The organism is Metamycoplasma neophronis (assembly GCF_006491995.1).
GTDB classification, from domain to species: Bacteria; Bacillota_I; Bacilli_A; order Mycoplasmatales; family Metamycoplasmataceae; genus Metamycoplasma; species Metamycoplasma neophronis.
The window spans coordinates 99,339-124,971 of record NZ_VHHP01000001.1; the positions used below are offsets into that span (position 1 = coordinate 99,339).

At 28.6% G+C, this 25,633-nt stretch carries 19 protein-coding genes; 2 read left to right on the forward strand and 17 right to left on the reverse strand.

The genetic code is table 4. From position 1 onward, the window contains the following. Window positions 1-41 precede the first annotated feature (41 nt). The 11 genes from FJR74_RS00395 to rsmD form a co-directional block, all read right to left on the reverse strand. Window positions 42-5,483: a lipoprotein 17-related variable surface protein gene (locus FJR74_RS00395; RefSeq protein ID WP_140914571.1), complete on the reverse strand. Its 5,442-nt coding sequence runs from the start codon at window positions 5,481-5,483 to the stop codon at window positions 42-44. 29 nt (window positions 5,484-5,512) lie between these two features. Beyond that, the gene (locus FJR74_RS00400; protein WP_140914572.1) at window positions 5,513-5,908 is read right to left on the reverse strand and encodes a lipoprotein 17-related variable surface protein; all 396 of its coding nucleotides are present in this window, start codon (window positions 5,906-5,908) and stop codon (window positions 5,513-5,515) included. A gap of 266 nt (window positions 5,909-6,174) precedes the next feature. Beyond that, window positions 6,175-7,134, reverse strand: a complete 960-nt coding sequence (locus tag FJR74_RS00405; RefSeq protein WP_140914573.1) for a hypothetical protein — start codon at window positions 7,132-7,134, stop codon at window positions 6,175-6,177. A gap of 160 nt (window positions 7,135-7,294) precedes the next feature. After that, window positions 7,295-8,116, reverse strand: a complete 822-nt coding sequence (locus tag FJR74_RS00410) for a Cof-type HAD-IIB family hydrolase (protein ID WP_140914574.1) — start codon at window positions 8,114-8,116, stop codon at window positions 7,295-7,297. A gap of 209 nt (window positions 8,117-8,325) precedes the next feature. Then, complete coding sequence (locus FJR74_RS07100; RefSeq protein WP_140914575.1) at window positions 8,326-8,751, reverse strand: hypothetical protein; 426 nt, start codon at window positions 8,749-8,751, stop codon at window positions 8,326-8,328. 13 nt (window positions 8,752-8,764) lie between these two features. Next, complete coding sequence (locus FJR74_RS00420) at window positions 8,765-9,415, reverse strand: ribulose-phosphate 3-epimerase (protein WP_140914576.1); 651 nt, start codon at window positions 9,413-9,415, stop codon at window positions 8,765-8,767. Between the two features lie 19 nt (window positions 9,416-9,434). Continuing rightward, window positions 9,435-10,289, reverse strand: a complete 855-nt coding sequence (rsgA, locus tag FJR74_RS00425; RefSeq protein WP_140914577.1) for a ribosome small subunit-dependent GTPase A — start codon at window positions 10,287-10,289, stop codon at window positions 9,435-9,437. 7 nt (window positions 10,290-10,296) lie between these two features. Further along, window positions 10,297-11,316 (reverse strand): serine/threonine protein kinase, encoded by a 1,020-nt coding sequence (locus FJR74_RS00430; RefSeq protein ID WP_140914578.1) that lies wholly within the window; start codon window positions 11,314-11,316, stop codon window positions 10,297-10,299. Continuing rightward, window positions 11,317-12,063: a PP2C family protein-serine/threonine phosphatase gene (locus tag FJR74_RS07105; RefSeq protein WP_140914579.1), complete on the reverse strand. Its 747-nt coding sequence runs from the start codon at window positions 12,061-12,063 to the stop codon at window positions 11,317-11,319. A gap of 7 nt (window positions 12,064-12,070) precedes the next feature. Beyond that, on the reverse strand, window positions 12,071-12,694 hold the full coding sequence (gene gmk, locus FJR74_RS00440) for a guanylate kinase (protein ID WP_140914580.1): 624 nt from the start codon (window positions 12,692-12,694) through the stop codon (window positions 12,071-12,073). 41 nt (window positions 12,695-12,735) lie between these two features. Continuing rightward, on the reverse strand, window positions 12,736-13,284 hold the full coding sequence (gene rsmD, locus FJR74_RS00445) for a 16S rRNA (guanine(966)-N(2))-methyltransferase RsmD (RefSeq protein ID WP_140914581.1): 549 nt from the start codon (window positions 13,282-13,284) through the stop codon (window positions 12,736-12,738). Window positions 13,285-13,357: 73 nt separating this feature from the next. On the opposite strand from rsmD, the gene FJR74_RS07110 reads away from it, so the two are divergent. Continuing rightward, window positions 13,358-15,355 (forward strand): MYPU_1760 family metalloprotease, encoded by a 1,998-nt coding sequence (locus FJR74_RS07110; protein ID WP_140914582.1) that lies wholly within the window; start codon window positions 13,358-13,360, stop codon window positions 15,353-15,355. A 46-nt stretch (window positions 15,356-15,401) separates the two neighbouring features. On the opposite strand, the gene FJR74_RS07115 is transcribed toward FJR74_RS07110, so the two are convergent. From FJR74_RS07115 to uvrB, 4 genes are all read right to left on the reverse strand, one after another. Beyond that, window positions 15,402-17,057, reverse strand: coding sequence for an APC family permease (locus tag FJR74_RS07115; protein WP_140914583.1), 1,656 nt, complete (start codon window positions 17,055-17,057; stop codon window positions 15,402-15,404). 183 nt (window positions 17,058-17,240) lie between these two features. Further along, window positions 17,241-18,044 carry a DpnII family type II restriction endonuclease gene (locus FJR74_RS00460; RefSeq protein ID WP_306766857.1) on the reverse strand — a complete coding sequence of 268 codons (804 nt, stop codon included), beginning with the start codon at window positions 18,042-18,044 and terminating at the stop codon, window positions 17,241-17,243. 122 nt (window positions 18,045-18,166) lie between these two features. After that, on the reverse strand, window positions 18,167-19,000 hold the full coding sequence (locus FJR74_RS00465; RefSeq protein ID WP_140914585.1) for a DNA adenine methylase: 834 nt from the start codon (window positions 18,998-19,000) through the stop codon (window positions 18,167-18,169). An 8-nt stretch (window positions 19,001-19,008) separates the two neighbouring features. Continuing rightward, a complete protein-coding gene (gene uvrB, locus FJR74_RS00470) occupies window positions 19,009-20,976 on the reverse strand; it encodes an excinuclease ABC subunit UvrB (RefSeq protein ID WP_140914586.1) in 1,968 nt (655 codons plus the stop codon). A gap of 98 nt (window positions 20,977-21,074) precedes the next feature. Between uvrB and FJR74_RS07120 the strand changes: the two genes are divergently transcribed. Continuing rightward, window positions 21,075-21,950: a leucine-rich repeat domain-containing protein gene (locus FJR74_RS07120; protein WP_140914587.1), complete on the forward strand. Its 876-nt coding sequence runs from the start codon at window positions 21,075-21,077 to the stop codon at window positions 21,948-21,950. Between the two features lie 86 nt (window positions 21,951-22,036). On the opposite strand, the gene FJR74_RS07125 is transcribed toward FJR74_RS07120, so the two are convergent. Together FJR74_RS07125 and FJR74_RS00485 are read right to left on the reverse strand one after the other, a co-directional pair. Further along, the gene (locus FJR74_RS07125; protein WP_140914588.1) at window positions 22,037-22,354 is read right to left on the reverse strand and encodes a virulence protein; all 318 of its coding nucleotides are present in this window, start codon (window positions 22,352-22,354) and stop codon (window positions 22,037-22,039) included. A gap of 144 nt (window positions 22,355-22,498) precedes the next feature. Then, complete coding sequence (locus FJR74_RS00485) at window positions 22,499-25,444, reverse strand: SMC hinge domain-related protein (RefSeq protein ID WP_140914589.1); 2,946 nt, start codon at window positions 25,442-25,444, stop codon at window positions 22,499-22,501. Window positions 25,445-25,633: the final 189 nt, after the last annotated feature.

Below are 25,633 nucleotides of genomic sequence, written 5' to 3' on the forward strand. Positions count from 1 at the left end.
ATTTATATATTTTGTATTAACGTTAATAAAATTATTTCACGCTATTTTGATTTATCAATCACTTCAAAAACCTCATTAACTAATTTGGTTGATATAAAGCTTTGTATAATTGGCGAAATATAATCATACATTGCTGTAAAAATTTTGACAATTTCAGTAGCTGTAGGCAATATCAAATCAACTTCCTCTTGAGTTAATTTGTTTTCTTTAATTCTTGCTTTTAATTGTGATGTTAAGTCTAAGCCTGGAGAATCTGGATACTTAGGCTCAATAAATTTAGATGTATCAAATAACGAACTTGATCACTTGCCTGACAATTCAGTTTTACCACCTCTTGTACCCGAATATTCCGGTTGCTTTCCATTGTTACCAAAACCGTGAATTAGACCCATTCAATTCAATTCTTGGTAATATTTAAACAAATGATTAATTGCCGAGTTAATTGAATCTAATACTGCTTGTTTTTTAATTTCATTATTAGAAATAGAATCAAACCTTGAATTTTCTAACGCTTTGTTAAGCGCTATCTCGGCAATTTGATTAAATTTATCTTTGTGCTCATAAAATGGGCGCAACAATTTATTTGCCCAAGGCTGTACATATTTTCCTTCAATATAATTTCTAAAGACATTAAACCACGAACCTGCCTTTGGCAAACGAGCGGAACTTTGTACTAAATCCGCAAATTCGCTAAATGTATCAGTATAAGACTTATAAATAATCGAAGAAATTTCTTTAAGTGATTCTTGGTCCTTAATTAAAATACTAAATTCCCTTAGAACATGATTACTAGTATCAGATATTAATTTTTCTAAAGATTTTTCAAAAGCCACAAATGATTCGACGGTAGCAGTTTTGGTTTTTTCCGAAATTTTTGAATCTTTATTTAGCTTTTCATTTAACTTATTCTTTTCTAATTCAAGATCTTCCGCCGAAACATTTGAAATTGCAATAGATTCAGAAACAATATTTTGAATTTCTTCATCATTTAATGGCTGTGGTAAATTATTGAAAACAATTGTTTTTGTATCGGATTTTATTCCTTTAAATTTATTTTGGTTTGATTCAAAATTAATTTTTAACTCAAATATATTATTATTTGAATCATATTTTTTAGATATTATCTTTATTTTTTCTGTAGCAGTAGTGTATTTTGAAATAAATTCTGATAAGTCGAACATTTGTTTGTCCGTTTTTGTATATGGAGCAAAGCCTAACTCGGATACTTCGTTGCCTATAGTGTTCAAAAGACCATCAAGTCTATTTTTTTCTGCATTTTTTTGTGACTCAATTTGTTGTCTTCTTGAATTATTCATTAAATTATTAATTGTAATTTCTTCACTATCATATGAATAATGAGTCGTAGCAAAGAAAAAGAAGCCTGTACTATAAGTTATATTAAGTTTAATTTTTGCGACCCCGTTTATTGAATCATAGCTACTTAATTTGCTAGTAATTGTTCCTTTAATATATTCAAATAAATCAAATTCTTCATTAACTATATCAAAAAATTCTTTAATATCATCTATTGATTTTAAATCCTTAGGCTCGATATATTGTATATCATTTTCTTTTTCTTTTTTAGGTATTAATTTAAGCGTTTTAAAATACTCATTAGCTAAAAAGCCGGCCCTAATTGGAAGAATATTTGTGCTTATCTTTTTAACAATTGAAGAAAAGTTTGGGTTTACTGTAGACTCTAAATGATAACTTAAAATCATCGTTTCTTTAGTATTGTTAATTTCAAACGAAACTGAATCAATTATAATTCTTGCTTTATTTAATTCTGGGCTAATTTTTCTATCAAAATTCAATATTTTTAGTATTTCATTTTTATCTGCTGCGGTCTTAACGGTAATATCTGCAATCGAGCGTAAACCATCAGGAAAAGAAAACATATCATTATTTAATTCGACAATAGCAATCAATTCATTTAATCTTTTTTGCTCATCTGAAAGCAATTGAAAATTAAAAGGGGCTCTAACAACTATATCGTCATAATCTCTAGATCTAAGTATTACATCTAAAACTAAAGCTCCGGTTTCCCTATTTGGATTAAAATCATATGACGCGATAAATTTATCGCTTTGATATTTTGAATTTATAATTAAATCTTGCGATTTTATTTCTGAAGCCGCCTTAGTTGAAGCGTATTCGCTTGATTTCAAGGCAACAAAATCATTATTTAACAATAAGGTCTTTAATTCAGATTCGACATTCGCTTTTTTTCTTTGCAATTCTGTCTGAAAATTATCCATAGTTATATTGATATGGTTTTGTGAAACTACTAATTTAGACAGTAATGGCTCATGATATTGTATTTCAAAACTAAGATTTAACGTCCCGTCAGCGTCATTTGCTGCTAAACTCATAGATTCGAGTTTGACAGAATATTTGTCATCTTCAAAATTAATTTTAATTTCTGATTTTTGGACTTCAGAAGGTAATACTTCATTTTGTTGTTTTGAATTTTGATTAGCGAAATTTGTAGTAAATCTAACCGAAGCTAATGATTCATTTAATTCATTTGTTAATTTTGATATATATCCAACAACGCTTAAGAAACCAGTTATTTTTTTAGTTATTGTTGTTTTAATATCGGCAAATTCTTTTGAAACAATTATAGCTTCAACCACTGCCGAAGCTTCTTCAACGTTTGGACTGATTTGCTTTATTATGATATCAAAGCCAGGATATTGTTCATTTATTGGTTTTATATTGTTTTTTTCTAATTCTAAAGGAAATATTTTTGATTTATTTTCAACAACAAAGTCAATATTTTGTTCATTTATCCTGCTAAGTTGATTTTTAATTTCAGTTTTTTTACGATTTATAGTTGAATCAAATCCAGTAATGGCAATTGTTCTTGTCTCTGAATCAATTAGCTTATCTAATTCATTACTTTGCATAGATAATTTTATACTTACATTTAATATTCCTTCGCTGTCTTTCGGTTCTAAAGAAATTATTTTTTGATACTTTGAGTCAATTTCTGAAATCGTAATATCTTCATTATATTTGACTTCAGTTGGCAATACTTCCGATTTTAATTTTGAGCCAGTATATGAAATCGTTATATTCGAAAGTACTTTTTCAATCTCACTTAAAATTTTTTTTGTAATAATTTCTTTATTTTTCTCTTCTGTGGTTTTAAAACCTAAAACTTTTATTTCTTTTGTTCTTGATCTCAATCCTTGTCCAGCAAAATCTGTTTTTGTAGATTCAAGTTTAAAATGTAATACAATTGATCCTTTGTCGTTATTATAATCAAAATTGAGATCAACCATTTTATAGTTTTCATAATTTAAAATTAGATTATTTTCTGTAACTTCTGAAGGTAATAAACTTTTCTTATCTATTTCATTATTTAAATTAACATCAGTAATAACTACAGAATTTAAAAATTCTATTTCGTTTTTAATATTTCTGTGTTCTTGAGTTTCGAAGCCAGAATAAATTATTTCTTTTTCATCAGTCGAAGTAATATTCTCATTAATTTCTTCGTTTTTTCTAAAAATTGAAATTTTTAAAACAACCGAACCGTTTAGATTGTTCGCAATTATGCTATTTATATTTGCAAAAATAGCTTCGTGGTTTGTTTTAGCCGAAAAATCATTGATTAAAGTTTCATTAGGCAAAATTTTTTCTTTGTCGCCCGCATTAATAAACGAAACAGAAAAATCAATATTTTTTAATAATTCATTAAGATTTTGTCTTTCTTCACTTCTGATTTCTTCTTTATAAATATCAGTAGTTTTAAAACCTTTAATAATTAATTCTGTTGCTTTTGATTTAATTTGTGGGTATTTTACATTGTTTGTAATCAACTCAAATGTTATTTTTAGCTGTCCAATGTCATCGTTTACATCAGAAAGTGACAATATGGAAATATTATACTCAGGATAGTTAGTTATAAAATCTTCCTTTATAACATCTTTAGGCAAAATATTCGACTTGATTTTTGAATTAATTAAATCTAAATTATTAATGTTCAATAAGGCAATATTTAATGTTCTTTCAATTTCAGATATTTCCCTTTGTTGAATTGTTTGAAAACCACTAAGGATTACTTCCGCAGTATCATCTGATTCAAATGTTTTATTCAAGTCGGAATTGTCTAAAGTTAGTTTGTAAGTAATTTTTAATAAACCTTTATCATCATCAGTTGAGTATGAAATGATTTTAGTACCAAAGGGCGCAGCTGCATTCAAAGCAACTTGATTATTAAAATCTGTAATTTGTGAAGCCAATAATTCGTTTTGATTTGTTTGCCCTATGTACAGTGCTTCGACAATATTTTCATGAACTTTTGCATTAATATTCGATTTTAAAGAACTTTCTAAATCTTCTAAAAATTGTTGACGTGTGGTTTTAAAGCCTTTTATTTTTAATTCAACAGTATTTGAAGTAACTTTATCGTTTTTAAATTCATCTTTATTACTTTGTAGTTGAATTTTTAAAATTATTTTGCCTTCGTCATCATCGGGAATTAATTCAAAAATATTAATTCTATAATCTTTTGTCTCAAGAACGAAATCGCCGGGCTCTAATCTGCTTGGCAAAATATTTTTATCACGTGATTCTTTCAGTTGAACTATGTCAAAAGTATTAATCAAATTATTCAATTTTGCAATTTCGGTTTCAATTTTTCTTTGTTTTATAGTCTGAAAACCAGAAATTAAAACTATCTTGTTAACTGTAGAACTAATATTATTTTTCAATTTTTCATTATATTCTTCAATGGTAAAAACAAGTTCTATTGAACCCGTTAAATCTTTATTCTTAATTTGATAGTTTAATGTTGTTTTTGTGTCAAGATTAGAACTTATATTTATTTCATTTTTTAACACTTCTGAAGGCAATATATTATCTTTTTGTTTATTACCTACATAGAAAGCTTCAATATTACTTGCAGAAATAATAGTATTTAAAGATTTTATTTGTTCTTGTTTGATATTTTCTAAATTTTGCGCTACTGTTAAAAATCCACTAATTGTAATTAGTTTTGATTTAGTCTTAACTGTTTGCAACCCGTCTTTATTACTTTGTATATAAATTTTTAAATCAAGCGTACCATTTTCGTCATTAATATTCAAAATATCTTCAATGTAAATAATTTGTTCATCTTCAACGGTATTAAAATCATCCAATTTAATTGAGCTTGGTAAAAAATTATGTTTTTTAATTTTTAAAGACAAATTGGTTAAATTAGAAAGATAGAGATTAAGTCGCTTTTCTTCCTCTTTCTTTCCTCGTTTGGTAAGACTATCAAAATCAACAAATTTAATAGTTTTAATTTTTGAGTTTAATTTAACATCTTTTTGAATTAGAAAATAATCTACTACTAATTCACCCTTTTCATCGTTAGCGTGAAAGTTTTTTGAAATGTTATATTTTTCTTGATCAAAATTTTCAAATAAATAATTCGATTCAATTTTAATAAATTCAGAAGGCAAAATTGATGCAGTGTCAATTCCTGTCATTTTAAAATTAACTAATTCAACACTTTCATCTAAAAAATTTTGTATTTTTTTAAAACCAGTAATTTTTTTAGCAAATATTTTCGATTGATATCATTTTTTGTTTTTTGATTTTTTGTTTCCAATAAATAACTAACAGTTAAATTTCCTTCAATATCGTTCGATTCCAAGTTTTTAAATCTAAAATAAACTCCTTTTTCAGGGGAAGTATTTAAAAAGTCTTTATATTTTATTTTTGATGGTAAAACAGCCGCTTTGTTAATGTTTGATTTAACTTTTAATTCAATGTTATTCATCATCGAATTTAATTTTAATTCAGTATTTTTCTCCAATTGTTGATCCATTATTTCACAAGAAGCACCTATTGAAGCAATAGATATTACACCCAAAACTGCTGAGATTGGTAATATTTTTTTATTATTTTTCATTTTATTCCTTACTTAAAATTTTAATAAAAAAATACCTTAAAGTATGAATAATAATAAAATAATGACACTTAAATTACACTATATAGCGTTTTATTTGACTAAAAAACAATGCTAAAAAATTCTTCGCTTAATTTTTGGTGACAAAATATCAAATTAATTCAAGCTTAAAACAATAAAAAAATATAAACAACATATGTAAAGGTTGTTTATATTTTAATTTAATGATAGAGTATATCTAATTTTGAAAGCTCTATTTTTACTTTAAATTAATTTGAGTTTAAAGTATTTAAAGTTGCAACAAGGCTTAATAAAGTGTTTTTAAATAAGTCAAATGTTGCTTTCATTTGTGTTTTAATTGATGTAGCAAATGGTTCTAATGCTTTTAAAACATCTTCTTTTTTAATATTTGTTTCGGTTTCAGCCAATTCTACACCTTCAGCAGCAGCAACAGCTCCGCTAAATAATGCTGACACCATTTCTTCTAATTTTGTGTATGCTGCATTATATCCTGAAGTTAATTCTGTGGTAAAGTCAAATGATTTTAATGAACTTACTAGTGTAGCAAAACCACCTTTTTCTCCATATAGATAATTTACAATAGCGTCAACATATTCATCAATATTTTTTAATTCTGCAGTTTTTTCATTGTTTTTTAAGGCATTTTCAACAGAAAGTTTTACGAATGGTTTAATTTTGTTTGCATAAGTTGTAATTGTTCCAACTAGTCCATTGTCTTCTTTTTCATCGCCTTTTACAAATGAATTTAAAAATTCACCACTTAAATATTCCTTCATAGTAGCTAAACCATCAGATACAGTTGTACCTTTCAAGTAATTATTTAATGTGTTTGATAAAATATCAGTCACAACTGAGTTCATTTTTTGCATAACTTCTGAAGTATATTTAACAAAATATGTTGTTGCGTTTTTGCCTAAAACTGGTTCAAATTGTTTTTCAAGTGAAGTTAAAGTTTCATTAAATTTTGTTGTAACGTTTTTTGAAACCTCTGCAACTGAATTGCTGAAATTTGTTTTCACTGTTTCATTTTTAATTTGGTCAAAATTTAATGCATATTTTTCGGCAACTTCATCATTAAATTTGTCAATTATATTTGATGCGGTTGTTCTGGTAGCAAAACCTATACCAGCACCAGCTCCTAATAATACTGGTACAGCCAAAGCTCCAACTGTAATTAGACTAATTTTTAAAGCTTGTTTTTTATTCATTTTTCTCCTAATTTATTTTAATTCGACGTAACGTAATAAACGTTAGATTCAGATGAAAATACTTAATCTGAATGATATTTTACTATTATATTATAATGACAATAATCACTTTTTTTTACTAACTTGTTAACAAACAAGGTATTTTTTACGATTTTTATTCTTATATTGTATTTTTAAATTGTTTTAGTGCTTTTGCTACACCCGATTTTTTAAATCCATATGTAACCAAAGCGGCTTGTTTTTTAATATTTTTTTGAGAATTTTTCATTGCGATAAATGCACCGATATATGGAATTGTTGTTGTATCATTTCCAGAATCTCCAAAATGTACCGCAAATGATGGATCAATATTCATAATTTTGCAAATAAATTGTTCGGCCTTCCCTTTGGTTGCGTTAATATCATTAATTTCTATTGCGTAACCACGAGATACGATATGAAATGCCAAATTAATGAAGTTAGCTTTAAGCTCGTCCTTTACTTTTATGATATTTTTTCTCATTAATTTTCCAAAAGTTAGTATTTTGGTCGAATCAGAAAACTGAGGCATATTATCGTAATTATAGCGTTCTAATTTTTTAATTCAATTACGCATAATTTTCATTTTTCCGCTAGGGCCATATATTTTATTACTACTGTTAAAAATAAAACACATTCGTTCTTTTTTAAGAACGTCAACTACCCTCATTACTGTATCTTTTCGCATTTCTTCTTTTTTTAATACATTATTATTTTTATCGACAATAATTCCGCCATTTTGACAGATTGCATAAGGCGCATGAATTTCATTTGTTAATCACAAAACAAAATCTGAATTAGAACGTCCTGTGGCTAAAATAAACGGAATACCGGCATCGTTTAAAGCTCGTGCCGCCTCAATGTTTTCATGCGAAACTTTTTCTTTTTCATTTTTGGCTTTTGGATTATCTAAAAAAGTACCATCCAAGTCACTAAAAAATATTTTTGGTTTGAAAGCAAACATTTTTTCTCCTTTAAATATATATTATTTTACCTTATATTTAAAAATAAAAATGCACTTAAAACAATTGTGCAAATGTTTGTATGATATTGCTAATTAAATCTTAAATTTATTAATAAAACAAAAAAAATAATTAATTAGTATTATAAAAACACTCTTGCGCAGAGTGTTTTATATATTTAATAGTTTTGCTCTTTTTAATTTTATATTACTTAAATAAAATAAGAAGTGTTGTTATTTTTTTGATCTAATGTCATTAAAGGTTTTTCTTCTTTTTCATTGTTTAATTTAACTAATATAACAATATTTATAATCAATGTTATAAGCGCAAATTGTAAAATTCCAAAAACGCTTAAAGCATTTCCTCAAGTTTTATATTTTGAATGTTTTGTTAATAAAATTCCTGTTACAACGCTTAAAATTGTTGTAGTTATTCCAAATATTGACAATACAGCCATTGCAGATACATATGTTACTGAGTATAAAACAACGCCCCCTATTGCATCCTGTGATTCATAACCTTGTCTTGGAGCTTTAAAAACTTGTTGTAAAATTACTATTAAAAATATTAAAGCCGTTACAAAATACATTGCTGAAAAAACTAAGTTTGCAATATTTAATTTCTTTATCTTTTTCATTTTTTTATCCTTTTTAATTTTTTAATAAATTCTCAATTGTTTCAAGCGAGAAATTTTTTACCAAATATGAACCAACCACTGCTAAATCAACACCCGAATCGAAACAATATCTAATATTTTCTTGTTTAACACCGCCATCAATTTGAATAATTGTATTAGTGTTTTCTTTTGAGATTAGACGTTTTAGTTCTTTAACTTTATCGTAGCTAATATCAAGAAACTTTTGACCACCAAAACCAGGTTCAACACTCATAATCAAAACTAAATCTAAATGTTTTAAATAAGGCGCTATTTCTTCGACTGGTGTGTTTGGTTTCAAGGCAATGCCCAACTTAACTCCATCGCTTTTAGCCCTAGCTATTAATTCCGTTAATTCATTTTGTGACATTGCTTCGTAATGAAATGTCAAAATATTTCCTATATTTTTATACATTTCATAATATTTAAAAATATCTTTTACCATTAAATGAATATCCATTATATGTGCAGGACACTGGACGTGAATTTTTTTAATTTCTTCAAATGTTAATGCTGAATTAGGCACGAAAATATGATCCATAACGTCGTAGTGAACATTATTAACACCTCAAGTAATTAATTGCGTAACATATTCAGTAAGTTTTTCTTTAGGAACATCCAAAATTGATGGGCTAATTTTTTTCATTTTTCTCCTTTTTGTTTTTTTAATATTTCGTTGGTTCGTCGATTAATCTTTTTAAAAAACTAATGTAATTTGAATATCGTTCTTCTTTAATAATTCGCAACTTTACGCGTTTTTTTACTTCACAATCTTCTTCTGATTCCATATAGTGTTTGCAACTTCTATATTTACAAAATACCGAAGCTTCGCGAAAGGCTTTAAAAGCCGTTGGCAATTCATTAATAGTTAAGTCAAATTCAATTGAAGAAAATCCTGGTGTATCAATAATTTCGCCGCCATTGAAATCAATTAAACTTACTTCTCGGGTTGTATGTTTACCGCGATTTAATGCTTTTGAAATTGCTTGTGTTTCAAAATTTGTATTTGCTAAATAATTTATAAGTGTAGTTTTGCCAACACCCGTCTGGCCAACAAAAAAACTGGTTTTGTGTTTAAAAATTTCTTTCAATCCATCGAAGCCTTGATTTGTTTCATAGTTAATTTCAAATACATCATAGCCTTGTTCTTTATAAAAATTAATTTTAGACTCAGATGTTAAGTCTTTTTTAGTTAAAACTATAATCGGCTTCACGTCTTTATTTTCAATAATAATCAAAAATTTATCTACTAAAAGTGAACTGAATTCAGGTTCTACTAATGACATTACCACAATTGCCTGGTCAACATTCGCTATCTTAGGCCGAATAAAGAAGTTTTTTCTTCCTAAAATTCTATGTATTAATTCGCCCTTTTCAAATTCTACATTATCGCCAACAATCGGCTTCATGTCTAATAATCTTAATTTGCCACTACCGCGGACACGATATATTTGATGGTCTTTAAAACTTTTTATATCATAAAAGCCGGCAATTGACTTTACAATCTTTCCTTCTTCCATCTTTTTATTACAATACTCCTTTTAATAATAATACCAGTAAAACAACTGCAATAGCTATTAAAAGTGCACCAACACTAAAAAATGATATTGTAAAAGCTTTATTTTGAAAAATGTTTTTGTTTTTTGATTTATTTTTCTTATCATCTAACGTGAGTTTTTTCTCGCCAGCTCTTCTTGGATCAAGACAAGTTTCGAGGTCTTTGTATAATTCGGTGGCACTGACATAACGACGTGAAGGCTCTTTTGCCGTACATTTTATAATTATATTTTCCAAGGGTTGCGGTATAGTTACATTCACATCTGGAATTGGCGGTAACTCAGCATTAATATGACCCAGCATTATTTCGGAATGATTTGAACCACTAAATGGAACATTTCCTGTAAGCATTTCATACATAATAATTCCTAACGCATAAATGTCTGTTTGCGCAGATGGAGGAGCGCTTCTTGTCAATATTTCTGGCGCTATATATTGAACAGAACCGACTGCCTTATTGTCTTCTGTAACACGCAAACTAGTTTCAGATAGCGATATACCAAAGTCAATTAATTTAACTGTGTTTGTATCATTGGTTATTAGAATATTGCTTGGTTTTAAATCCCTGTGAACAATATTAGCAGCGTGAACGGCTATTAAGCCATCGCAAATTTCCTTAGCATAGTTAACAACATCTTCAGGGTTTAACTTTTTATTTTTGGCAATAATTGATTTTAAGGAATTTCCTTGAATTAATTCCATTGCATAATATGACTCCGCATCGCTTGAATAAGAGCCTAATATTTTAACTATATTGCGGTGTTTAATTTTTGTTAATATTGCAATTTCATTTTCAAAACGATAGCGGTCAGCCTTTCTTCGTTCATCATCTTTATAATTAAGAATTTTTATTGCATACCTTTTTCCTCTTTTTTTAAAAATGCCCGAATATACATAACCATACCCGCCGCTACCAATTCTTTCAAAAGAGTCAAAGTGCTTTTGTAGATTTGAAAATCTTTTTAGTTCTTTAAAGTCGTTATTTTCCATTTATAGCTCCACTAGTTCTACCGTTAAATTATCTCTTGATAAATTCTTTTTTGCTATTGTAATTAACTTATCACATTTTTCTTCCAAAGTCATTTTTCTATTTTGTAAAATCAACTCAATTTGTGGCTTTTCAATAAAATCATGCACCCCGTCTGATGTTAATAAAATATATTTAACACTGGCTTGACCTTTAATAAAAAATCCGTCTGATTGCATTGTTTTATTAGGCCCTAAGCAGCTTACTAATTTATTGGCATCAGGGTGTTTTCTAGCTTCTTCTGGCTTTCAATTATGAATATTAATTAATTGGTGTAAAAAGTTTTGGTCACGAGTTACTAAATGCAATAACCCATTGTAAATATATGTTCTTGAATCGCCAATATTAAAAATATACACGCTCTTAGTTAAATTAAAAACGAGGGCAGCAGTTAATGTTGTCCCCATATCACGATATATTGGTTCTTTTTCAGTGCAATTAACTAAAGCTTTTTTAATAAAGCTTAATGCATTATTGAATCATTTATTTATATTTGATCTATCCAAATCTTGCATTTCCTCAGGGAAACTTTGCTCAAAATATTGTTTCAAAGTATCGACGGTTATTTGGGCACATTTTGAGCCTCCAAAATGCCCGCCCATACCATCGCATAACATTGCTAGAGTTCAATTACCTTTGCTTATTATTCCCGCACGGTCTTGATTCTCTTTTCTAAAATTTCCTATATCAGATTTAATGCAAAAATTCATGGATAAATTAAGCCTTTCTTCCTTCACTAACTTCTTCTTCGGCATTTAAAACTTCGCTGAATTCTTTTTTGATTATTTCTTTAATTTCGTTAGCAGTTTTTTCTACATCATTATTAATAACAACATATTGGAATAAAGTTGAATATCCAATTTCTTCTTGAGCTTTACTTAATCTTTTGGCGATTAATTCTTCGCTTTCAGTTTTTCTGCCTTCAATTCTTTTTTCAAGTTCTTTAAATGAAGGTGGCATTAAGAAAATTGAACAAATTTCATCTTGTTTACCTTGTTTAGTATAAAAGTCAATGATTTGTTTTGCTCCATTGGTTTCAATTTCTAGAAATGGAATTTTACCTTGTTCACAAATACGGGTAATTTCTGAATATAAAGTTCCATAATAATTATCAAAGTGTAATGAATATTCAATTAAACGGTTATCAGCCAAACAAGCGTCAAATGTTTGTTTAGATACGAAATAATAGTGTACACCATCAACTTCGCCTTCTCTAGGTTTTCTAGTAGTCATAGAAACAGATAATTTAAGTTTTAAACTTTTATCGTCAAACAATGGCTTTTCAACGGTTCCTTTACCAACACCACTTGGGCCAGCGAAAATAATTAGTTTTTTACTCATATTTTCTCCTTTCTAAATTAATTATTTGTTAAATAAACTGATTAAAAATTCTTTTGTACGTAGTAGATGTAAATTTTACCATATTTTTTGGTTTTTATTACACGATAATTTTGATACTCATATGTAAAATCAGCTCAATCAGTTTCGATTATTGCGATGCCTTCTGATTTTAATAATGCTTTATCAACAATTTTATTTAGACACTCAATTAATAATTCTTTTTCAATAAATGGTGGATCTAAGTAAATAAAATCATATGAATTTGCCTTAGCCATACTTAAAAATTTCAATGCATCCAAATTGAAAACATCAAGATTTTTTTCTCCTAATGTTGATCTATTTTTTAAAATAATTTCATACGCTTCACGACTTTTATCAATGCAAGTCGCGTGTTTGGCACCCCGCGATAAAGCTTCTAAACAAAATGCCCCGCTTCCTGAAAATAAATCTAAAAATTCACGTCCTTCAATATCAAATTGAATTGATGAAAAAATAGCTTCTCGAGCTCTATCTATCGTTGGTCTTGTTATTTCTCTTCTTGGTTGTTCTAAAATTCTAGAACGATACTTTCCAGCTATAATTCTTAACATAGTTAATACAATTATAGATGTTAATATTTCAAACATTTAAAAATGTTATAATTTTGACAACAGCGAGGGCGATATGGAAGATAACAATCAAAACAATATTTTTAGAAAACCAACCAACAGAAGATTTCCACTTTGAGCGATATTATTAATCATTTTCGGAATTCTTACATTACTTGGAGGCATCATTATTGGTGTAGTTTTTGTTTTTCGGAATGCATTTGAATCATTTAAATTTGTCAACCGCCCCAACGTTGACTTAGAAGCGAAAACAACGAATGCAAAAATGATATATGACCCCGAACAAAACCAAGAAATACTTAATAAAAATTTCAAATACGGAGACTTGTCAATTATTGAATATCCATATGGAAAAGCAGATGATGGCACGCTGCTTTACTATTTGGGTGAAGATGGTCGAGCATTACTTAATGAGATGTTCAAAAAACGTGCCGTTTATGGCCCAGAGATTAATAATTTGAAATCTGTTTACATTAACAAACGTTTTTCTAATCAATCAACTTGAAGTAGTGTTAATGGACTATATTCGCCAAACTCAGCTAGCATATATTTAAATATTGATAATGTTGTTTCGAAATTAGGTGAACAAGTACAATCAACTAATTTATTGCAAAGAGTTGAATACATTTTAGGTGTGCTGGTCCATGAATATACACACCACATCGACGCTTCATATGATAACCCTTCTTTAACTGATAATTACGCCGATACTTCTTTTATTGATAAAAACAGAGGCAATATTAAAAAAGCAGTTAATAAAAAATTTATTGATGATTTTACCGATGCTTTAAATTTCAAACTTCCTAATTTTTATCTAAAAAAAGACAATGATGGCTTGGCATTAGCATCCTCATTTTATCCATCTAATAGCGAAAAACCAATTTTCTCAAAATACACAAGCTACGACTTATTTAGATTAGCAAACATGCCATTAACTAAAGAAGAATATGATGAATATTTAGCTATTGAAAAATATAATATGTCATTCAATAACTCAATATATAACCAAATTACCTTTCCTGAAAAAGTTAAACTAGATCGAATTAAATATTCATACAGTATCGAAGAACTATTCCCTCGTGAACTATTGAAAATGTCATTTACAAGTAACCCTTATTTGTATAGTAAAAAAGATATTTTCAAAAACTATTTATATTTCAATTTACCGAGCTATGATAACTCAGTTTATTTAAGCGCAATTGGTGAAGATATTTTAAAAATGTCCGGGATAAACACACGTTATCGTGATTCATTTAGAATTTATGCAACCAATTGAGTATTTGATCCGCATTTAAAAGAATTTACCAATATTTATAAGAAAAGGCCGTTTGCCCAAATAAAAGATAATAAAAAATTAGCTCAATTATTTGCGGCATATGTTGATTTAATGGGATATGGCCAAGCAATTAGTTATATGGGATATAACAACTGAAATTGAGGTGATTTAACGCTTGACACAGGCGAAGATCCAAATATTAATTTAGGTGGTTATTTGACATTTAAAAATACCGATTTAACTCCTGATAATTTATTCAAGTATAAAGTTGCCATGTTGATTGGGGACGATGAAGATTATACAAATAATTACAAAGTTGAGTTACATGCTAGTGATTATCAATTTTTAGCTAAAAAAACGTGAAATCAGCCTTTTGAAACTATGGAAAATAAAAGCAAACCTTGATATGTTGAAAATTTATATCCAATGCCAAAAGACGCCGATTATAAATATGTTTCATATTTCTCAGATTCAATCGCAACTTCAGAGTTAGACACATTGGCAAAAAATAATAGATTAAATATCAATTTATGAATTGATAGAAATCATAATAATGAAATCGATGAAGGTGAAGTTCAAGGTATATTAAATCAAGCGACTGAACTAAATCCAAATGATGGTGAAAAATACTACAAACGTCAACAAGATAACAAGAGAAATGTAACTAATTACAAACCTGTTTTAGACAAAAGAAATAAGGCGCGTTCAATTATGATTGACATTGACAAACTTGAGGACCGTACAAATTATTACTTTAAATATTCAATTTATAAATAAAAAAATAAAATGCCTTTTTGTTCTTTTGGGGCATTTATTTTTTTATCTAAATTTTTTTAATCATAATATTTTGTTTTTGAATATATTCTTTTACAAATTTTTGATAATTTTCTTCGTTTCCATATTTTTTTATAATGTTTTTATTTTCAAATGGAATTGGTAAGAATGATACTGCAATAAACGCCAACAAAATTACCACAGTAACAACTCTTGATACAATCATTGAACTTGTCATTTTGGCTTTTTCAACAAATGCCAAAGCAATTAAATTAACAAATGGTGATACAATCAAGGCAGTTAATGCTAAAAAGGTTATGATGCAACAAATTCAAGCGCTTGGCAAGAAATAACTATATTTTTTAGGAACTAAAACTTTTTGCGTTTTTCTATTAATTATGCCGCCCAAAATTGGGAGCGCAATAAAGGTAAATGTTAACAATGCCATTCAGTTTGCCATAACATTTGAAAAATTATATAGCTTATTCATCTCTGATGTTTTTTTATAAATATCAGTTAAAGTGTTTGGTGTTTCAATGTATCCCAGCGCACCTACAACACTGAATATTAATATAAAAGGTACTGAAAATAAAAGTGTATAAGCAACTCCGATTATTGAATAATTATTACGATATTTTTTAATTGCTTTTTTTCATAATGGAAGTTCACCATTAAACATTAATTCTTCATAATATTTAGGAGCCCACATTGCAAAACCATTTATAATTCCCATTACTCCAATAGCAATCAAAATATTCAATACTCCAAAAATAATTTGCGACGTTCTTGGATTCATAATATTTTCACTATATTTTTGCATCGAAAGGATTGTTCCCCCATTGATTGAGAACAAAATTGCAATAAATAAATAAATGATTGTTGTAAACACTAAACCTAATAAAATCGCAAGTGGTGTTTTCTTAGGTTCTTTCATATCACTTTGAATACCACAGGTTGTGAAAAATCCATCATATGCAAAAAATATAGCAGCAATAGCTAAGAATACTCCGATGAATGCTCCAAACTTAGGCATTTGGAATAATTCAAAACCATTAGCAAGTGTAGTATCAGTATTTTCTTTAATTGTTAAACTTACACTTTTAACGCCAGAAGCGTTCATCCCAACTAAAACAAATCCCATAATAACGATGAACACTAATGGAATAAATTTAATTGATAAAATAAATAAATTTTGTTTAGCTCCAAATTTGGTATTAATTCCAGATGTCAAAATAAAATACAAAGTAATTGTTAAAGAGATGACTACTCATATTATTCAGTCAACCCCAGTTCCAAAAGTAGCAGGTTTATTAATAATTCCTGATATTCCGTCTTGCAAGCTTAATACAACATATAACGGAATAACAAAGAAAATCAATGGAAAGCATAAATAAGAATTGAAATTCCGCGCCGCTTTATAAATAGTTTTACTATTGAATGCCTTACATCATCCTACGAAACTTAAATTATCGTTTTTAACCGATGAAATTTCAACTAATGAAAGTCCCATCACAACAACTGCGACAAAGCCTAAAACTCATGCAAAAATTGCTAATATCAAACTTGCATGTGAATATTCTAGTACTTGATCACTTTTGAAAAATATCCCAGCACCGATTGAACTTCCCATAACCATTAAAATAGCTGATGTGAAACTTATTTTTTTTTGTGTTTTCTCTTTTTCAATTTTCTTTGTCTCGGTCATATTTACAGCCTTTGTCAAAAATTATAATATTTAATTTTATACCTATAATTAATAATAAAAAATTTTTAAATTTAAACAATTACACAACTTCAATTTATTTTGTATATTTATTCTTACCAAAAAGATATGTTTCATTATTTGCTATTTTTTACTAAGGCATATAAAAAACAGCTTTTTAGCTGTTTAATCACTTAAAATTTCTTTTATTTTCTTTTCTAAATATCCATTTTCGGCCATATACATATTTAAAATATTTAGATATTTAAATGCCTTATGGAGTTGTGTCTTTTCTTCATCTTTTCAGCAATTTTTGCCGTCGGTTATTAAAATGAAGTCAATGCCCTTTTTAGCTAATTCATTTTTTCGGTTAATGTAGCTTTCGATTATTTCTTCAGGTTTTGAACCAGCATCATTGAAAAAATTGCATTCAATATCAATAACCTTGTTTTTCTTGATTATTACAAAATCCATTCGTTTATTAGAAAAATCTTCATCTATATAATCTTTAATTTCATCTATTTTGCTTAGTTTAATTTGGCTATAAAGTTTAAAATCAAGTTCTTTTTGAAGTTTTAAAAGTACGTTTTGACACATTAATTCAAAAATGAACCCGCTCCGGTTTTTCCTGCCGTTGCTATCAAGTCCAACCAAAATTCCCGTTACATAGTCAATTGTGCTTTTTTCTAAAAAATTATCAAACAGGTTTTTTAAACCGACTTTTAGAAAAAACTCATAATATTTTTCTATTTCCAAATCTGTTAAGTTGCTTTTATCTAATCAAAATTTGTATGATAATAACTCTTTTGTTTTAATATCAATTACATCAAAGTCTTTATGAATACTTTCAATCTCTTGACGTTCTTTTTTTGATAGTGCAAAAAGGAGAGGAAATGTTGTTATTACACTAGGAACTTTACGCAATAGTTCTATAAATTTTTCTCTAAAATTATCACACTTAATAAGAGCATCCAAGGCGTGTAATTCGATACTTTATTTTTTACTTCATCTATTTTGCTTCAATCTACATAAAACTCGTAATTTCTATTAGTTTTTAATAAAGTTTCACTAAAAATTTTTATTTGTTTTTCAAAATCCATTTTTTTATCCTTTTAATAATTAGTAATAATTACTTCATTTGCAAATCTTTTATCGGCATCTCTGTTAATTAATCTTTTAGCCTTTATTACTTTGATATTAAAATCTTTATATAAATTTTTGATAAAGTCCGTATCACTATTTGTGAGCATTACATAGCAGCCTTTTTTAGATAATTTTTTGAAAACTTTTGCCAATCTAATATGATCCTTTTTACTAAAACCATCTTTAGTATATGATTCGAAAGAACTTTCATTCAAAGGTGCATAAGGGCTATCGATAAAAATAAAATCTTTTGCTCGTGTATTTGATAATGATTTTTCAAAATCTACATTTTTTATAGTAACGTGTTTTAAAAATTTTTCAATTAATTTTATGTTATCTTCATCAAATGATTTAACAGTTGTTTTATTGTTATATGGAACATTGAATAATCCTTCAGAATTAACTCTGTATAACCCATTAAAACATCTTTTATTTAGATATATAAATAATGCTGCAAGTTCAATATCAAATTCATGGTTTTTTACTTTGCTATTATATTTGTCACGATAATATAAATATTTATCTTTATTAGTTAATTCAGCATCATATTTTTTTAATAATTCAATCAATTCATTAGCATTATTTTTGATTGTTTCATAAGTAAATATTAATTGTGAATTTATATCATTAACAAAAGCTTTTTGAGGTTGCAATGAAAATAACACTGCTCCGCCGCCAAGAAAAGGTTCAAAATATCTGTTGAATTCTTTAGGAGCCATTTCAATTATTTCATTCAGTAATTGTCTTTTCCCGCCAACTCATTTTACAAATGGAAAAATTTCTTTTTTATGATTTTCTTTCATATTTCTCCTTAATCTAATTCAACTCCTAGCTCAATTAGATAATCACGAATTTCAATAGCATCTTCGAATTTTTTCTCTTTTGCCAAGTCTTTCATTTTTTTAATCATTTTTTCAATGAATTTTTTATTGTGAATCATTTTTGAGCGTTCTTTTTCAATGCTTAATTCATCATATAATATGCTACCTTGAATTGGCGGTGCAATTGGTTTAATAATGGTTTTAGGAATAATGTTGTGTTCTTCGTTGTATTTTTGTTGAATAGCTCTTTTTAGTTTATTATCATCAATAGCTTTTTGCATACTGCTTGTGATTTCATCAGCATAAAATATAACTTTACCGTGGTCGTTACGCGCCGCTCTACCAACAATTTGAATTAAACTGCGCTCATCACGCATTAATCCTGCCGAATCGGCATTTAATACACAAATTAAACTAACCTCAGGTAAATCAATCCCTTCTCTTAGCAAATTAATACCAATAACAACATCAAACTTGCCCATTCTTAGACCCTTAAGAATCTCATTTCTTTCAAAAATTTTAAATCTGTCATGAATATAAGCACTCTTTATTTTATGTTCTTGTAAATATAACGACAACTCTTCGGCGTTCTTTTTGGTTGTTGTTAAAATCAATGTTCTTTCGTTACGTTTAATTTGGTCTTTAATACGGTCATAAATATCTTGAATTTGACCAACTTTTGGTCTTATTTCAATAATTGGATCAAGTAATCCTGTAGGACGAATATATTGAGTAATAATTTCACCCTCTGTTTTATTTAATTCATAATCCCCGGGAGTTGCTGACATATAAATTCTCGGAAAATTAAATTCTTCATATTCTTCGAATTTCAAAGGTCGATTATCTAGCGCTGAAGGCAATCTAAAACCAAAATCAACAAGCGTAGTTTTCCGTGCTCTATCTCCGTTATACATTCCGTTGAGTTGTGGAATCATTAGATGGCTTTCGTCAACAAAAACAACTGTGTCTTCCGGTAAATAATCAAATAGTGTATAAGGTCTTTGCCCTGGTTCACGCCCATCGACATAACGGGCATAATTTTCCATCCCATTAACATAACCAAATTCAGAAATTGAATCAATATCATTCAAGGTTCTGTCTTTAATTCTTTGTGCTTCGATATATTTTTCATTATTTTTGAAAAATTGAACTTGATCTTCCATTTCGATCTTGATAGCATCGCAAATTTGTTTGACCTCGTTATGGTTTACTGTATAAGTCGTAGCAGGGAAAATCGTTAATGTTTTCTTAACTTCAACTAAATCTTTTGTTAGTGGGTCAATTAAAGCAATTCTTTCTATTTCATCATCAAAAAGTTCAATACGAATGTTGTATTCTAAGTTATATCCAGGGCAAACCTCAATCGTGTCCCCTTTCACATAAAACTGCCCACGGTCAATTTCTCCCATTAGTCTTTCATATCCCATTTGCACTAATTTAATCAATAAATCTTTTTGTTTAATTTTCATGCCCGTTTCTAAAGGGAAGAAATTTTTACGATATTCAGTAGGATTAAATTCCCCATAAATTGCGGCAACTGAAGCAACTACGATTGTGTCATGACGTATTGATAAAGCATTGATCGACGACATTCTCATGGCTTCAATTTCTTTATTTGTTTTGCTTGTTTTTTCAATATATAAATCTGCTTTAGGAATATAAGCTTCAGGACGATAATAATCAAAATATGACACAAAATACTCGACTCTATTTTCAGGAAATAATTCTTTTAATTCGCTATAAAGTTGAGATGCTAAAGTTTTATTATGACTAATAACCAGCGCAGGACGATTGATTTCTTTAATCACATTGGCAATGGTAAATGTTTTACCAGAACCAGTAACCCCTAGAAGTACTTGATGAGGTTTGTTTTCTTTTAAGCCTTCAACGAGTTCAGCAATCGCTTGTGGTTGATCGCCCGCTGGTTGATATTTTGAAACTAGTTTAAAATTTTCCATATATGAATTTTACAATATTTTAAATTTAGTTGCCGTTTATATGTAAATGTAATTTATATATAAGCCCCGTTGGGCAAGTTTGTGGTAAAATAATAAACATGAAAAAATCTAAACTATTTTTATTATCAAGCTTAACTGTTTTAACTCCAGCAGTTTTTGGTATTGCAGCAGTGTCATGTGGTGGTGAAAAACCTAATACATTCTCAATTCAATATATTTCTGGTGAACAAGGGGCTAAATATTATGCAAGCTCAACAAAAACTCTAGACTTATCAGAGGCAGATATTACTGAAATCCCGCAAGGTGCATTTTCATATCAATCAATTAGAAACTTTGCATACCACAAAGATGAAAGTAATGCAGCTAACAACAAATATGGTAACGTTGTTGATGGTTTAATTACATGAGATAAAGATAACAACGGTGTTAGAATTGAAGTTAAATCTATCAATATTGAAAAAGTTATTTTACCTAAAAAATTAACCAAGATCGGCCCAGGGGCATTTCAAGGATTAGGAAGTTTAAAATCAATAATATTCCCAGATACTATTGAATCAATTGGTGAAGAAGCTTTCGCACAAAACTCAATTGAACAAGTTACTATCCCTGCAAGTTTAACTGAATTAGGCAGAGGCGCATTTAGCCAAAACTTAATAACATCATTCGATTTATCAAATGCAACAAATTTAAAAATTATCAGCCAAGGTGTTTTAGCAAATAATAAATTAAGCGAAATTAACTTAAGTCATGTTTCTAAAGTATTAGATGGAGCTTTAGCACAAAATAACTTCACCCAATTAACTATAGGCCAAAACTTAGTTGAATTCTCTCCTAACGCATTCCAATATGTTGGGGCGCCTGAAGGTACAACTAAAGTTGCTATTACAGTTGATGGAAACAATGATGTTTTAAACGCGTTAAAACAAGCTTTAGAAGCAAATCCAAAACTACTATATACAATTACAAATCAATAATTATTTTCTGGTCATTTAGGCCGGAATTTTTATTTAAAAAAGTTGCCTTCGAGGGCAACTTTATTTTTAATTAATAGTAGTTTATTTTATTCTTCATCATCTGATAAAGCATTTTCGCTTGCTGTCATATATTCAGTAAAGTTTGACAAGTCTTCCATTTTAAAAACGTGTAAACTTACCAATGAATTTACAAATCAGTCAATGCTTTTTAAATGTTCAATTGCTTTAAACATTTGTAATAAATTATTAATTGATCTTGAAAAATAAAAACTATTTGATAATCAGTGAAAACCGTAGTGTCTTAAAATGTCTCTGACATCTTCATAGGCTTGCTTATGGTTTTTTTCTTCACCGTATGCTTTTTTGAGCACTTCTTTATTCAAATAAAAAACTAACCCGTACATCGCGGACCTCCGTAATTATTTTTTTATTATTTTGTGATAAGCGTGACTTAATTCTATCTAATTATATCATGAAATCAATATTAACCCTTGGTAGTTTTTCTGTGAATAAATTAAAAGAGAGATACATCTCTCCTTTAATAATCATTATTCATTTTTAGCATTACCTTTTTCATCAACAAGTTTTTTAGCATCAGCCAAGTTAACACTGAAAAATGTTGTAACTCCACGTTTTTGCATTGTTGCTCCGTAAAGTTTATCAACTCTTTCCATTGTTCCTTGACGGTGAGTAATAACGATAAATTGAGTATCTTGTTTTAGACTTTGTAAAAACTCAGCAAAACGAATAACATTAGCTTCGTCAAGCGCCGCTTCTACTTCATCTAAGATACATAATGGTAAAGGTTTAGCTTTTAAAATTGAGAACAATAATGAAATTGCAATTAATGCTTTTTCTCCGCCCGAGAATAGTTTTAAATTCTTAACTGATTTACCAGGAGGTTGGGCAATAACATCAATTCCTGATTCAAGAATATTATCTGGATCGGTATATCTAATTTCGGCCATACCACCACCAAACATTTTAGCAAATACATGTTTGAATTCAGCATTTACCAAGTCAACTGTTTGAGTGATTCTTTCAACAATGATTTTATCCATTTCATCAATAGCTTCTTCAATTGTTGATTTGGTTTTGACAATATCTTCTTCTTGTTCTTTAACTTCGTTATATCTCTTTTCAACTTCTTCAAGTTGGCTAATAGAATCTAAGTTAACGTGACCAAGTTCACGAATATCTAATTTCAAGCTGTTAACTAATTTTCTAGCTACTTCGAAATCAATTTCAGGATTATATAATTCCTTAGCTGTTTCAAATAACATTCCATATTGTTCTGAAAGTCTTTGTTTTGCAAATTGAATTGTCGATTCCGCACGACTCTTTTCAGAAACTTTTTCAGCATTATCTTTTAATAATTTTGTTAATTCTGCATTGACTTCTGATTTTGTAATGTTTAAATTAGAAACTTCTTTTTTGGCGGCTGAACATAATTCAGTTTGTGATAATTTTAGTGCGCTTAAGTCGCTTTTCTTTAAAATTAATTTTTGAATTTCGGCTGTAATATCGACGATCTGAGCTTCGAATTCTGCTTCTTGCGCAACGCTTTCATATTTAACTCTTAATTCATCAAATTTTTTAGAATCTTCTTCTAAATCTTTGTCGACTTTAGTTTTTTCTAAAGTGTAGTTGGTTAACAAGTTAGCTTCTTTTTGTTGTTCATGTTGCAATAAAGCAATTGCTTCATTTAATTTAGCAATATTGTCTTCTAGTTTTGGAATAAGCGCTTCTAATTCTTTAACTTGTTCAGTAGCTCCGAATGTAGAAACGTGTTGTGAAACTTGTCCCCCAGACATAACTCCGCCTGCGCGAATAATGTCGCCTTCAAGTGTTACAACTGTATATCTTCTTTCTAATAGATTAGCTAATTTGTTAGCATTTTCAATTGTGTCACAAATTAAAATATTTCCTAATAAGAATTTTTTAAGAACATCAAATTCACGTGCTGCATCAACAATTTCTGAAGCCACGCCTAAGAAACCTTTTTGAGTTTGTGCAACAACAATGTGTTGTTCATGAATCATTTTAGGCTTAATAGAAGCCAACGGAATAAATGTTGCTTTACCACCGTGATTATCTTTTAAGAAATTAATAGCTTTAACCGCCGTATCTGAATTATCCACAACAATGTGTTGAATAGCATTAGCTAATACAGTTTCGATTGCTATAGCAAATTTATTTTCGACGCTAATAATTTCACTAACAAGACCTTTATAGCCCCTAAATAAATGTGAGTTTTCAGTAATGTTTTTTACACCTTTAGAAACAGACGATTTATTGGTCTTAATATCTTCAATTAAATCTAACTTAGTTTTAATTTTATTTAATTTATCTTGTTCAAGACTCAATTCACGTCTATAAGTATTGATTTTTGCTGATTTTTCAGCGACACTTTTTTGTAATTCATTAATTTCTTTTTCTTTATTTCTCGAGAATTCTTTAAAACCTAGAATTTTTGTACTTAAACTATTTAGCTCTTGCTTAATTGCATCGGCTTGTTCTTTCGGGGTAGCAACTAATTCACCATTAATTAACATCTCACGATGTTTAGCTTCACGAGCATTTCTGATTTCTAAGCCAGCAATGTCTTTGTTTACAGTATCTAATTCTGCTGAAATTGAGTTAATGTTATTGTCTAAATCTTCAATAATTGCAGTTTTTTGTTTAATAACTTCATTATAAGTACGAAGCCTATTTTCAAAATCTTCTCTTAAAACTTCATATTCCCTTGCTTCTCTTTGCAAGACATCAAGTCTTTCTGAACATTCAAGAAAATCATGAACTAATAATGAAACTTCAACTTCTCTTAATTGAGCTGCTTTTTGATTATAAATTTTGGCTTTTTCAGCTTGTCTTTGTAAAGGTTTTAATTGGCGTTCTAATTCTTCAACTAAAACTCTAATTTGTTCTAATGCTTCTTGAGTTCTTTCTAATTTTCTTTGTGTTTCGATTTTTCTAACACGATACATTGAGGTTCCGCTAGCTTCTTCGAAAATTTCACGACGTCTTTCTGGGGTTGCTTCAGCAATATCAGAAATTGTTCCTTGCCCGATAATTGCCAAACTTGATTTAGAAATACCACTTTGCATTGCTATTTCTTTAATGTCTCTTTGTCTTGCTATTTCGCCATTGATGTAGTATTCATTGCTTCCCTTTCCCCGGTGTAAAACACGAGAAATAGTAAAGAAATCATGAGGGATATCACAAGCTCTATCGCGGTTATCAAAAGTTAAAATAACTTCGGCGCGGTTCATTTCTTTTTCAGTCTTAGAACCAGCGAAAATAACGTCCTCCATATTGTCTCCACGCAATACTTTAGAACTGGTTTCTCCTAAAACTCAACGAATAGCATCGTTAATATTTGACTTACCGGAACCGTTAGGTCCTATAATAGCAACAACGCCACCATCAAATTTTAAAGTTACCTTATCGGCAAACGATTTAAATCCATGTGCTTCAACTTGAATTAATTTCATTTTTGTCCTTTCATAAAATCATTAATAATTATAAATTTAATTATGAATTTTTACTTAAGATTAAACAATTCTGCAGTTTAGAAACTTATTTTAAAATAAATGCTCAATATTTATTTTTAGCAAATCTGAATATATAAACTAAAAATTTATGTTTAAAATTTGTTTATTATTTTATTTAAACAATTTAAG